This window comes from Streptomyces sp. NA02950 (assembly GCF_013364155.1).
GTDB lineage: Bacteria > Actinomycetota > Actinomycetes > Streptomycetales > Streptomycetaceae > Streptomyces.
The window spans coordinates 4,645,125-4,657,295 of the sequence record NZ_CP054916.1 but is presented as its reverse complement, the minus strand read 5'-3'; the positions used below and the strand labels follow the sequence as shown (position 1 = coordinate 4,657,295).

At 68.0% G+C, this 12,171-nt stretch carries 7 protein-coding genes; 4 read left to right on the top strand and 3 right to left on the bottom strand.

Annotation, left to right across the window (positions count from 1 at the left end):
- Positions 1 to 13 precede the first annotated feature (13 nt).
- Positions 14 to 1,501: a glycosyltransferase family 87 protein gene (locus HUT19_RS20265; RefSeq protein ID WP_176181829.1), complete on the bottom strand. Its 1,488-nt coding sequence runs from the start codon at positions 1,499 to 1,501 to the stop codon at positions 14 to 16.
- Between the two features lie 231 nt (positions 1,502 to 1,732).
- Complete coding sequence (locus HUT19_RS20260; RefSeq protein ID WP_176181828.1) at positions 1,733 to 4,372, bottom strand: transglycosylase domain-containing protein; 2,640 nt, start codon at positions 4,370 to 4,372, stop codon at positions 1,733 to 1,735.
- A gap of 356 nt (positions 4,373 to 4,728) precedes the next feature.
- On the opposite strand from HUT19_RS20260, the gene HUT19_RS20255 reads away from it, so the two are divergent.
- The 3 genes from HUT19_RS20255 to HUT19_RS20245 all read left to right on the top strand — a co-directional run bounded on the left by HUT19_RS20255 (position 4,729) and on the right by HUT19_RS20245 (position 7,991).
- The gene (locus HUT19_RS20255) at positions 4,729 to 5,439 is read left to right on the top strand and encodes a PadR family transcriptional regulator (RefSeq protein WP_176181827.1); all 711 of its coding nucleotides are present in this window, start codon (positions 4,729 to 4,731) and stop codon (positions 5,437 to 5,439) included.
- A 53-nt stretch (positions 5,440 to 5,492) separates the two neighbouring features.
- Positions 5,493 to 6,575, top strand: a complete 1,083-nt coding sequence (locus HUT19_RS20250) for an inositol-3-phosphate synthase (RefSeq protein WP_176181826.1) — start codon at positions 5,493 to 5,495, stop codon at positions 6,573 to 6,575.
- Between the two features lie 75 nt (positions 6,576 to 6,650).
- Positions 6,651 to 7,991: an MFS transporter gene (locus HUT19_RS20245; protein WP_176181825.1), complete on the top strand. Its 1,341-nt coding sequence runs from the start codon at positions 6,651 to 6,653 to the stop codon at positions 7,989 to 7,991.
- Between the two features lie 49 nt (positions 7,992 to 8,040).
- On the opposite strand, the gene HUT19_RS20240 is transcribed toward HUT19_RS20245, so the two are convergent.
- Positions 8,041 to 9,531, bottom strand: coding sequence for a CCA tRNA nucleotidyltransferase (locus HUT19_RS20240; RefSeq protein WP_176181824.1), 1,491 nt, complete (start codon positions 9,529 to 9,531; stop codon positions 8,041 to 8,043).
- A 180-nt stretch (positions 9,532 to 9,711) separates the two neighbouring features.
- Between HUT19_RS20240 and HUT19_RS20235 the strand changes: the two genes are divergently transcribed.
- Complete coding sequence (locus tag HUT19_RS20235; RefSeq protein WP_176181823.1) at positions 9,712 to 12,135, top strand: DUF6049 family protein; 2,424 nt, start codon at positions 9,712 to 9,714, stop codon at positions 12,133 to 12,135.
- The last annotated feature ends 36 nt before the right edge of the window (positions 12,136 to 12,171 follow it).

Sequence of the window (12,171 nt, the reverse complement as noted above, 5' to 3'; positions counted from 1 at the left end):
CGCGCGGGGCGGCTCAGTCCCGGTCGGCGCCCCACTTGATCATCGCCGCGCCCTCGTACTGCGCCGTGCGCCGCGCCTCCCCCAGCACGAACATGTCCGGCGCCCGGTCCAGCATGCCTCCCGACGGATCGTCGGATCCGTCCTGGCGCACCGGGTCCCGCTCGGGCATCAGCGCGTCCCGCACCACCAGCGCGCACAGATACAGCGTCCCCAGCAGATGCAGGGCGATCGCCAACTGGTACCCCTCGGGAGGCAGCCCGCGGTGCTTGTCACCGCTGCCGGTGTACGCGAGGTACATCCAGATCCCGAGGAAATACATCACCTCGCACGCCTGCCACACCAGGAAGTCCCGCCAGCGCGGCCGCGCCAGCGCCGCCAGCGGGATCAGCCACAGCACGTACTGCGGTGAGTAGACCTTATTGGTGAGCACGAACGCCGCGACGATCAGAAAGGCGAGCTGAGCCAGCCGCGGACGCCGCGGTGCGCACAGCGCGAGGGCCGCCACTCCGGCGCAGGACAGCACCATCAGCGCGGTGGCATAGGTGTTGACGTCGTCCATGGGGCTGCCGCTGCGCTGTGAGATGATCAGCCACAGCGAACCGAAGTCCACGGGCCGCTCCTGGCTGAAGGTGTAGAACATCTTCCAGCCCTCGCGCAGATGCGGCCCGCCGTCCCGCCAGCTGATCATCACGGGCAGGTTCACCACCAGCCAGGCCGCCACGGCACCACCCGTCGCCGACCAGAAGGCACGCCACCGCCCCGCGCGCAGACACAGCAGGAACAGCGGCCCGAGCAGCAGCAGCGGATAGAACTTCGCGGCGGTCGCGAGCCCGAGCATGATCCCGGCCCCCAGCGGGCGGCCGCGTGACCACCTGAGCATGGCCGCGGCCATGAGGGCGACCGCGAACAGGTCCCAGTTGATGGTGGCGGTCAGCGCGAAGGCAGGGGCCAGAGCGACGAACAGCCCGTCCCAGGGGCGCTGCCGGTGCGTACGGGTCACACAGACCGCGATGACCACGGCGCAGACCATCAGCATCCCCGCGTTGACCATCCAGTAGATCTGCTCGCGGTGCTGCATGGTGCCGCCCTGGGGCGTGAGCCAGGAGGCGACCTCCATGAAGAGCCCGGTGAGGACCGGGTACTCCAGGTAGTCCATCCCGCCCGAGACGTCCTGCGGTATGCGGTTGAAGTACGGCACGAGGTCGATCGCGAAGCCCCGGCCGCTGTAGAGGTGCGGGATATCGGAGTAGCAGGCGTGGGTGTACTGGGTGGTGGCGCCGAAGAACCAGCCGCCGTCGTAGCACGGCAGCTTCTGCACCATGCCCAGGGCGAACATCCCGATGGCGACGAGCGCGATGATCCGCACCGGGGTCCACCAGCTGGTCCCGAGCAGCGCCCGGCGCCCGGCCGGACCGCCGATCACCTCGCTGGCCGCCGCGGCGACCGAGTCCTCGGCGGTCGGCCGTACGGGCTGGGCCTGTGGGTCCTCGCGCACGCTCATGGGGCCATCCTGCCGTACGGGCCACGGGGGGCGGGGGCAGGACCGCCCGGGCGGTCCTGAGCGGCTCCAGGAGGCGACGGGAAGCCCACGGGAGGTCTTGGGAGCCTATCGACCGGGAAAGGGGCCTGGAGCCGCCCGAGGGACTGCGGAGGTCCCCGAACGGCGGCGGCCGCGCCGGAGCAGAATGCGCTCCGGCGCGGCCGCCGGTGTGGGTGAGGGGCGTGGGAGGAGCTATTCCTCCCTGCGGTAGCCGGTCGGGCCACCGAAGATTCCGCCGCTGTCGTCACCGGGTGGTTCCGTGCTCGGCGTGGCCGTGTCACCCCCCGGACCACCGCCCGGGCCCCCGCCCGGACCGCCGTTGTTCCCGCCGTTGCCGTTGCCCCCACCACTGTCGTTGCACCTGATGTCCAGCGGATCACAGGTCTCGGTGGGCGACGGGCTCTCGGAAGGCGTCTCCGACGGCGTCTCGGAGGGTGTCTCCGACGGCTCCTGCGAGGGGGTCTTGGACGGCGGCGGAGGCGTCGGGCTCGGACTCGCGTCATTGCCGAAGACCTTCTTACCGACCGGCTCCGGCGCCGGGAAGCTCTTGGCCGGCTCGCCCTTCATGGCCTCGCGCATGTAGTCGGCCCAGATCTCGGCCGGGTACGACGCTCCGTGGATCGACTCCTGGCCGCCCACGCCGCGCATGGACAGGAACTTCTGCTTCTTGGCCTTGTCGTTCACCCGCCACATGCCGATCGACGTGGACAGCTGCGGGGTGTAGCCGGAGAACCACGCCGACTTGTTCTCGTCGGTGGTACCCGTCTTGCCCGCCGCCGGACGGCCGATCTGCGCCGAGGTTCCGGTGCCCTTCTGGACGACGTTCTCCAGGACGTCGGTGACGTTGTTCGCCACAGCCGCGTCGAACGCCCGGGTGACCTTGGCCTTCTCCTTGTGGTTGTAGACCTCGCCGTCCTTGTCCTCGATCTTCTCGACCGAGTACGGGTCGGCCTGCTGTCCGCTGGCCGCGAAGGTCGCGTACGCCCCGGCGAGCCGGATGGCACTGGGTGCGGAGGTGCCCAGGGAGAAGCTCGGCGTGATCTCGGACAGCTGCTCCTTGGTGAGGCCCGCCCGCAGCGCCGCGTCCCGCACCTTGTCGGTGCCGACGTCCATGCCCAGCTGGATGTAGGGCGTGTTCACCGAGTACTGCATCGCGGTGCGCAGGGTGATGCGGCCCTTGTCCTCGTCACCGTCGTTTCTCTGGTGCCACTCCTTGTTGTGCTTGTCGCGCCAGATCTCCCCGTTGTAATCACGCAGGGTGAGCTTGTTGTCACCGTTGTAGACACTGTTCGGTGAGACCAGCGTGCGCTGGGACGCGGGTTGCTCTCTTCCGCCCTCCGGATCCCGCTTTCCGTCGGTCATCGCCGCGGCCAGAACGAAGGGCTTGAAGGTCGACCCCACCTGGACACCGGTGTAGTCGGCGTTGTTGCGATAGTGCTGCAGCGCGTTCTTGCCGCCGTAGATGGCCTTGATCTTGCCCGTCTTGGGCTCCACCGAGGCACCGCCGAACTGCACGTAGTGGTCGACGTCGCGCTGCTTCGGCTTGATGTTCTCCTTGGAGACCTTCTGGACGGCCTTCTCGAGCTGGCCCATCTTCTTGCGGTCGAAGGTGGTGTGGATCTGATAGCCGCCCTTGTGCAACTGGGCGTTGGAGATGCCGGTGTTGGCGACGATGTAGTTGTCGGCGAGTTCGGTCAGATAGCCGATCTGGCCCTGCTTGTTCGTCGCGACCCGCGGCTCCCTCGGGGTCGGGAACTTCTTGGCGATCCACTTCTCGGCGGATGCCTTGGACATCCTGCCCACCTGGGCCTCACGCCTGAGAATCCACTTCCAGCGCGACTCGGCCCGCTTCTGGTTGGCGGCCTTGTCGGCGTTGGGGCCGTAGCCGCCGTTCGGGTCGTAGAGGTTCGGGCCGTTCAGCGTCGCGGCGAGGAAGGCCGACTGACTGGGCGTGAGGTTCACGCAGTCCTTGTCGTAGTACGCGCGGGCCGCGGCCTGACAGCCGTAGGCACCGCGTCCGTAGTACGCGGTGTTGAGGTACCCGGCGAGGATGTCGTCCTTCTCCTGGGTGGCGCCCACCTTTATGGAGATGAACAGCTCCTTGACCTTGCGCGTCAGCGTCTGCGACTGGTCGAGGTAGGTGTTCTTGACGAACTGCTGGGTGATGGTCGAACCACTCTGTGTCGCACCGCCGCGCGCCATGTTGACGACCGCGCGCGCGATACCCATCGGGTCGACGCCGGAGTCGTCGTAGAAGCTGGCGTTCTCCGCGGAGATCACCGCGTTCTGCATGGACTTCGGAATCTGGTCCAGGGGCACGATCTGGCGGTTGAGGTCTCCACCGCCCGAGACCACCATCTGCTTGCCGTCCGCCCAGTAGTACACGTTCTTCTGGGTCTTTGACGCGGCCTGGGCTGTGGGTACCTCCACCACCCACAGCCCGATGCCCACGGCGCCGAGGAGCACCGCGAAGAAGAAGATGAAGCTACCCGTCACCAGCTTCCAGGACGGGACCCAACGCCGGAAACCCGACTTGCCCGCCCGGGGGTAGTCGATGAAGCGCTTCTTCGGCTGACCGTTGCCGCGGCCGCGGCCCGCGCGCCCTGCCCCCGGATCGGGGGCTCGTCTGCGGCCACCGCCGCGCTGGGCGGCTCGCCGGGCCTCCGCTCGACTACCAATAGGACGCTCTTCCCCGCGCGGGCCGGACCCCGACCCGCCGGCGGCATGGTGCGTCGGTGCTGCACGACGGCCGGACGACTGCTGTCCGGCTCGTCGGGCCGCTGCTCGTCCGCCGCCCTGGGGCTGTGGCGGCTTGCGACGGTGCTCGCTCATGGAACGACTACTCCTCGGGCAGGCTCTATCGCCTGAAAGCGGCAGGTGGCTTCCGGTCCCCCCGATGTGCGATCCGGCCACGCCAGGCAACCGGACGCACTGCATCCGGGACGAGGACGCATCGCAGCGTCGCATGGTTCCCGTAGGTCTGCATGGCGAACAGAGTACGCACGGTCAAAACCCGCCCACCCGCCATCTTCACTCCATAACCGTCAGATTGAGTCCCACGAATTGATGATGTGACGCCGTTCACCGTGGTCCCTCTTGTCGCACCAGGATCGTGGTTCTATCGTCTGGATGTATCGAGTCGATACATCAGCTCGGCATAGCTACTCAGGAGACAGGGGAGGCGGGACATGAGCAGACGCTCCGGCGTGCTTGAGTTCGCCGTCCTCGGCCTGCTCCGCGAGTCCCCGATGCACGGATATGAGCTGCGGAAACGCCTCAACACCTCACTCGGGGTGTTCCGTGCGTTCAGCTACGGCAGCCTCTACCCCTGCCTCAAGACGCTGGTCGCCAACGGCTGGTTGATCGAGGAGCCCGGCAGCGCCCCCGAGGAGGCCCTCGCGGCGACCCTCGCCGGGCGCAGGGCGAAGATCGTCTACAGATTGACGGCGGAGGGCAAGGAGCGCTTCGAGGAGCTGCTCGCCCACACCGGGCCGGACGCCTGGGAGGATGAGCACTTCGGCGTCCGCTTCGCCTTCTTCGGTCAGACGTCACGTGATGTGCGGATGCGGGTGCTGGAAGGACGGCGCAGCCGTCTGGAGGAGCGTCTGGAGAAGATGCGTGCCTCCCTCTCCCGCACCCGTGAGCGCCTGGACGACTACACCCTCGAGTTGCAGCGGCACGGGATGGAGTCGGTGGAGCGCGAGGTCCGCTGGCTGAACGAGCTGATCGAGAGTGAGCGGGCCGGGCGCGACCAGCGCAGCGGTACCGCCGGGCAGGACCGGACGCCGGAACAGGAACCGGGCCGGTCGCCACACCAGGACCAGTCAGAAGATACGGGCGGCCTGCCCCGGCACCGGGGTGGTTCCCGGCCGGATCCGTCCGATGACACCGCCATATGAGGCCCCCGCAATCCGAGCAGGGCTTCGTCCAGTACACACAGGGAGCAACCGGAATGGGTTCGGTTCGTGTAGCCATCGTCGGCGTGGGCAACTGCGCCGCCTCGCTGGTGCAGGGCGTCGAGTACTACAAGGACGCCGACCCGGACACCCGCGTGCCGGGTCTGATGCACGTGCAGTTCGGCGACTACCACGTACGTGACGTGGAGTTCGTGGCCGCGTTCGACGTGGACGCGAAGAAGGTCGGCCTGGACCTCGCCGACGCCATCGGCGCCAGCGAGAACAACACCATCAAGATCTGTGACGTGCCGTCCACCGGCGTCTCGGTCCAGCGTGGCCACACGCTCGACGGTCTGGGCAAGTACTACCGCCAGACCATCGACGAGTCCGAGGAGACCCCCGTCGACGTCGTGCAGGTCCTCAAGGACAAGCAGGTCGACGTTCTCGTCTGCTACCTGCCCGTGGGCTCCGAGGACGCCGCGAAGTTCTACGCGCAGTGTGCCATCGACGCCAAGGTCGCGTTCGTGAACGCGCTCCCGGTGTTCATCGCCGGTACCAAGGAGTGGGCGGACAAGTTCACCGAGGCCGGTGTGCCGATCGTCGGTGACGACATCAAGTCGCAGGTCGGCGCGACCATCACACACCGCGTGATGGCGAAGCTGTTCGAGGACCGGGGCGTCATCCTGGACCGCACCATGCAGCTGAACGTCGGCGGCAACATGGACTTCAAGAACATGCTCGAGCGCGAGCGCCTGGAGTCCAAGAAGATCTCCAAGACGCAGGCCGTCACCTCGCAGATCCCCGACCGGGACCTCGGCGAGGACAATGTCCACATCGGCCCGTCCGACTACGTGGCCTGGCTGGACGACCGCAAGTGGGCGTACGTCCGCCTCGAGGGCCGCGCGTTCGGCGACGTCCCGCTGAACCTGGAGTACAAGCTCGAGGTCTGGGACTCCCCGAACTCCGCGGGTGTCATCATCGACGCCCTGCGCGCTGCGAAGATCGCCAAGGACCGGGGTATCGGCGGTCCGATCCTCTCCGCCTCCTCGTACTTCATGAAGTCGCCGCCCGTGCAGTACTTCGACGACGAGGCCCGGGAGAACGTGGAGAAGTTCATCAACGGTGAGGTCGAGCGCTAGGAACGTGCTCGCCGCATGATCACGGGCCTTCGGGTAATACACCCGGAGGCCCGTGTCGTGTGTGAAAGTGGCGTCATGCCTGTTGTGCGTGATCTCCGCGTACTGCTGCAACTCCGCGACTTCCGCCACCTCCTGGCCGTCCGGCTGCTGTCCCAGGCCGCCGACGGGGTCTACCAGGTCTCGCTGGCCACCTATGTGGTCTTCTCCCCCGAGAAGGAGACCTCCGCCACGGCCATCGCCTCCGCCATGGCGGTGCTGCTGCTCCCCTATTCACTCCTCGGCCCGTTCGCCGGTGTATTGCTGGACCGCTGGCGCCGTCGGCAGGTCCTGCTCTACGGCAACCTGCTGCGCTCCGGACTGGCCGCCGGAACCGCCGTTCTGGTGCTCGCCCAGGTGCCGGACGCGCTCTTCTACGTCTCCGCCCTCTCCGTGACGGCCGTGAACCGCTTTGTGCTGGCGGGACTCTCGGCCGCGCTGCCGCGTGTGGTGGACAGTCCGGAGCGGCTGGTGATGGCCAACTCCCTGTCGCCGACCGCGGGAACGCTGGCGGCCACGCTCGGCGGCATGGTGGCCTTCATCATCCGTCTGTCGGGCCCGGGCGGCTCCTCGTCGGACGCGCTGGTCGTCCTGCTGGGCGCCATGCTCTACCTCGGCGCGGGACTCGCGGCACTCGTGATGCCACTCGGACTGCTGGGTCCCGATCCGGCCGTGCTCCAGCCCCGGCTTCGCGCCGCGCTGCTGAGCACCGCACACGGTCTGGTCGCGGGGGTGCGGCATCTGCTGAAGCGCCGGGACCCCACCTTGGCCCTGACCGCGATGACTCTGATGCGCTTCTGCTACGGCGCGCTCACGGTGATGGTGCTGATGCTCTGCCGCTATGAGTGGGCCGGCACCGAGGCCGACGGACTGGCCCTGCTCGGCTTGGCGGTCGGTGTCTCCGGCGCGGGTTTCTTCGCGGCCGCACTGATCACACCCTGGGCGGTGGGACGGCTCAGCGCCACCGGTACCCACTCCCGCACTGATGGACAGCTCTCCTGGATCATGGTGTGCGCGGCAGCCGCCGCCTTTCTGGAACCGGGTCTGGGACTGCCCTTCGAGCCGGCGCCGATACTCGTCGCCGCTTTTGTTCTCGGGCTCACCACCCAGGGGGCGAAGATCGCCACCGACACCGTGGTGCAGTCGTCGATCGACGACGACTTCCGCGGCCGGATCTTCTCCCTCTATGACGTCCTGTTCAATGTCGCCTTCGTGGGCGCCGCGGGAGTCGCCGCCGTCATGCTGCCACCCGACGGGGTCTCGTCTCTTCTGGTGGTCTGCGTGGCACTGCTCTACGCGACGACCGCGTCCCTGGTCCTGTTTCACGTGAAACAGGACCAGAGGAGGGAGGAGCGGTGCGATGTTTCACGTGAAACGTAGGCCGCGTGTGAAACGCAGGCACGCCGGAAACGCAGATCCGCCGTCGGCGTCAGCCCTGCGACTGGGCCGCCCACCACTCCTTGAGTGCAGCCACGGCGTCGTCCCGTTCCATCGGACCGTGCTCCAGCCGGAGCTCCAGCAGATGCTTGTACGCCTGGCCGACCTGCGGTCCGGGGGCGATTCCGAGGATCTTCATGATCTCGTTGCCGTCCAGATCCGGGCGGATCGCGTCCAGCTCCTCCTGCTCCTGGAGCCGCGCGATGCGCTCCTCGAGCCCGTCGTAGGCACGAGAAAGCGCTGTCGCCTTGCGCTTGTTGCGCGTGGTGCAGTCCGAGCGGGTCAGCTTGTGCAGCCGGTCCAGCAGCGGTCCCGCATCGCGCACATAGCGGCGCACCGCGGAGTCGGTCCACTCGCCCGTGCCGTAGCCGTGGAAGCGCAGATGCAGTTCAACCAGACGTGAGACGTCCTTCACCATCTCGTTGGAGTACTTCAGCTTGATCATCCGCGACTTGGTCATCTTGGCGCCCACCACCTCGTGGTGATGGAAGGAGACCCGGCCGTCCTTCTCGAACCGGCGCGTCCTCGGCTTGCCGATGTCATGCAGCAGGGCCGCCAGCCGCAGCACCAGATCCGGTCCGTCCTCCTCCAGATCGATGGCCTGCTCCAGCACGGTCAGCGAGTGCTCGTAGACATCCTTGTGCCGGTGATGCTCATCACGCTCCAGCCGCAGCGCGGGAAGCTCCGGCAGGACGCAGTCGGCGAGCCCGGTGTCGACGAGCAGCCGCAGCCCCTGACGGGGGCAAGCGCCCAGGACCAGCTTGTTGAGCTCTTCACGCACCCGCTCGGCCGAGACGATCTCGATACGGCCGGCCATGGACGTCATCGCGGCGACCACGTCGGGCGCGACCTCGAAGTCCAGCTGGGCGGCGAACCGCGCGGCACGCATCATCCGCAGCGGGTCGTCGGAGAAGGACTCCTCGGGCGTCCCGGGCGTACGCAGCACCCGGGCGGCCAGGTCCTCCAGCCCGTTGTGCGGGTCGATGAACTCCTTCTGCGGAAGCGCCACCGCCATCGCGTTCACGGTGAAGTCCCGCCGGACCAGGTCCTCCTCGATGGAGTCGCCGTAGGACACCTCAGGCTTCCGAGATGTCCGGTCATAGGCTTCTGACCGATACGTCGTAATTTCAATCTGAAAGCTCTGCTGTGGTCCGTTTCCGTTGGGAGCGTCCTTCCGGCAGCCAACGGTGCCGAAGGCGATGCCGACCTCCCAGAGCGCGTCCGCCCAGGGACGGACGATTTTCAGTACGTCGTCGGGCCGGGCATCCGTCGTGAAATCCAGGTCGTTGCCGAGGCGGCCGAGCAGCGCGTCGCGGACCGAGCCACCGACGAGAGCCAGCCGGAACCCGGCCTGCTCGAACCGGCGGGCGAGATCGTCGGCGACGGGGGAGACCCGCAGCAGTTCGGCCACGGCACGGCGCTGCACCTGGCTGAGCTCATTGGTCGACTGCGGGGATCGGCTGTCATTGTTGGCGTTCGGCACAACAGCACAGGGTACGTGGCCGCGCGCCTCGGGGCCTCCACGTTGCTCGGCGCAACCGATCCCGTAACGATCTTGTAGAGCTCTCCACAGCACTTCGCCACAGCGGGCATCGTTACCATTCCGTGGACGCACATTGCGACGACCACTGACGACCACTGACGACGAGGGACGGGCGAGCACGTGGCCGATGCGGCAGACCACCGGGGGACCACTTCCGCTCGTGCCCGTCGATGGCTGCGGCGCACGGCGGCATTCCTCGCGGCCGTGCCGGTACTCGCGGGCGGAACGCAGATCCCCGCGGCGCCCGCCGCGCACGCGGCCTCGGCGGAGCACACGGCCCGGACGGCCCTCACGGCCTCCGCGGTGCTCCCCGAGAGCAAAGTCACCCGCTCACGCTCCGTCGACGTCGCCATCACCTCGATGACGCCCACCTCGCCGAAGAAGGGTGACACCCTCACGGTCGGCGGAACCGTCACCAACGGCACCAGGACGGCGATCTCCGGCTCCCATGTCGGCCTCCGTGTGGGTCCGGCCCTCAACGGGCGCAACGCGATCGACAACGCCGCCCGTCGTACCGGTTACAGCGAGGGCGCGGACGGCAGCGAGATCGGCGGCAAGTACGCCCAGAAGATCGGCAAGCTGGCGGCAGGCGCCAGCCGTGACTTCTCTCTCTCCATACCGGTCGACAAGCTGAGCCTCGGCCAGGACGGCGTCTACCAGCTCGGGGTCGCCCTCAGCGGACAGACGCGGGACCGGCCCTGGCAGCATGTGCTGGGGATCCAGCGCACCTTCCTCCCCTGGCAGACCGGTCCGGCCAAGAAGAAGTCCCAGCTCACCTTTTTGTGGCCGCTCATCTCGTCCACCCATGTGACCCCTCGCACGGACAACGACGAGGACCGCACCCCCATCTTCCGTGACGACCGTCTCGTGAAGGAGCTCTCGCCCGGCGGTCGGCTGCAGCAGATGGTGAGCCTGGGGAAGGACCTCCCCATCACCTGGGTGATCGACCCCGATCTGCTCGCCACGGTCGAGGCGATGACCAAGAACTACGAGGTCGAGACCCCCGGGGGCGGGGACGACACCGCACCGGGCCGCGGGCAGGCCGTAGCCAAGCAGTGGCTCAACGACCTCCAGAAGGCCGTGGCGGACCGCCAGGTGATCGCACTGCCCTTCGCCGACCCCGACCTCGCGTCCCTCGCTCACCGCGGCAAGAACTCCGGCGCCCTCGGCCACCTCCAGGACGCCACCGAACTCGCCTCGACGACCGTGCAGACCGTCCTCGGGGTGAAGCCGCGCACGGACTTCGCCTGGCCGGTGGACGGGGCGGTCGACTCCTCCGTCGTCGATGTCGCCACCTCCGCGGGTGCCCACAACGTCATCGCCCGCAGCGACAGCCTCCGGGAGACCGGCGGCCTCTCCTACACCCCGACCGCGGCCCGGCAGATCGGCGGCGGCAATACGGCGGTGGTCGCCGACGCACGGCTGTCCACGGCCTTCACCGGCGACATGTCCACGCCGCAGAACTCCACACTCGCCATCCAGCGGTTCCTCGCCCAGAGCCAGATGATCAACCTCCAGGCGCCGGACAAGCAGCGCAGCGTTGTTGTCGCCCCGCAGCGGATCCCCACCACCAGCCAGGCGCAGTCGATGGCGGCGGCCCTGAAGGGCCTCTCCGGGCAGTGGAGCGAGCCGCTCGGCCTGGGCCAGGCCGCGAAGGCCGAGCCCGACCCGAACGCCACCCAGCGGGTGCCCGGCGGCCGTGCGTACCCGCGCGCGCTGCGGAAGCAGGAACTGCCCACCGACGCGTTCGAGGACATCCAGACGACGCAGGGCAAGCTCGACATGTTCGAGCGCATCCTCACCGCCAAGTACCGGGTGGTCACCCCCTTCGGGAACGCCATCAGGCGTGAGATGTCCACCTCGTGGCGCGGTGAGGCCCACCACTCGGCCGGTTTCCGCCGTGACGTGCAGGGCTATCTGTCCGGGCTGACCAAGAAGGTGCGCCTGGTCCCCAAGTCGAACATGACATTGTCCGGGCGGAGCGCCACCATCCCGGTCACCGTGCAGAACAACCTGGTGCAGGGGGTCGAGCTGCGGCTGGTCCTCCGCTCCCAGCAGGGCAACCGGCTGGAGATCGGCGAACCGCAGGTCGTCACCGTCGAGGGCGGTCACAGCCAGTCCGTGAAGTTCGGCACCACGGCCAACGCGAACGGGCCGGTGCGGGTTTCGGCACAGCTGTACACCCCGGACGGCCAGCCGTACGGCGGCGAGATGAAGTTCAAGGTGAATGTCACCGAAATCACCTCGACCGTCATTCTCGTGATCGCGGGCGGTGTGCTGCTGCTGGTCCTCGCCGGTATCCGGATCTACGTCCAGCGCAAGCGGTCCGCCGCCGAGGTCGATGACGGGGGCGACGAAGCCGTGGACGAGGCCCTGGACGAGGACTCGGACACCGAGGACGCCGCGGCCGGGAGCGAAGCCGCGGAGACCGACGAATGTGATCCGTCCCACGCTCTTGTGCCCGAGCAGCCGAGTGACCCGGCGCCGGACACCGGTTCGCAAAGCGCTGGCCCGTCCGGCTCGGGTGAGAAAGTGGAGCATTGAGCAATGCCCGGGCCGGCCGGCCGCAGCGGACGATGA

Bases quoted from the DNA above. Each gene is read 5' to 3' on its own strand.
- HUT19_RS20265 (WP_176181829.1), bottom strand. From the start codon at position 1,501: ATGAGCGTGCGCGAGGACCCACAGGCCCAGCCCGTACGGCCGACCGCC.
- HUT19_RS20260 (WP_176181828.1), bottom strand. From the start codon at position 4,372: ATGAGCGAGCACCGTCGCAAGCCGCCACAGCCCCAGGGCGGCGGACGA.
- HUT19_RS20255 (WP_176181827.1), top strand. From the start codon at position 4,729: ATGAGCAGACGCTCCGGCGTGCTTGAGTTCGCCGTCCTCGGCCTGCTC.
- HUT19_RS20250 (WP_176181826.1), top strand. From the start codon at position 5,493: ATGGGTTCGGTTCGTGTAGCCATCGTCGGCGTGGGCAACTGCGCCGCC.
- HUT19_RS20245 (WP_176181825.1), top strand. From the start codon at position 6,651: ATGCCTGTTGTGCGTGATCTCCGCGTACTGCTGCAACTCCGCGACTTC.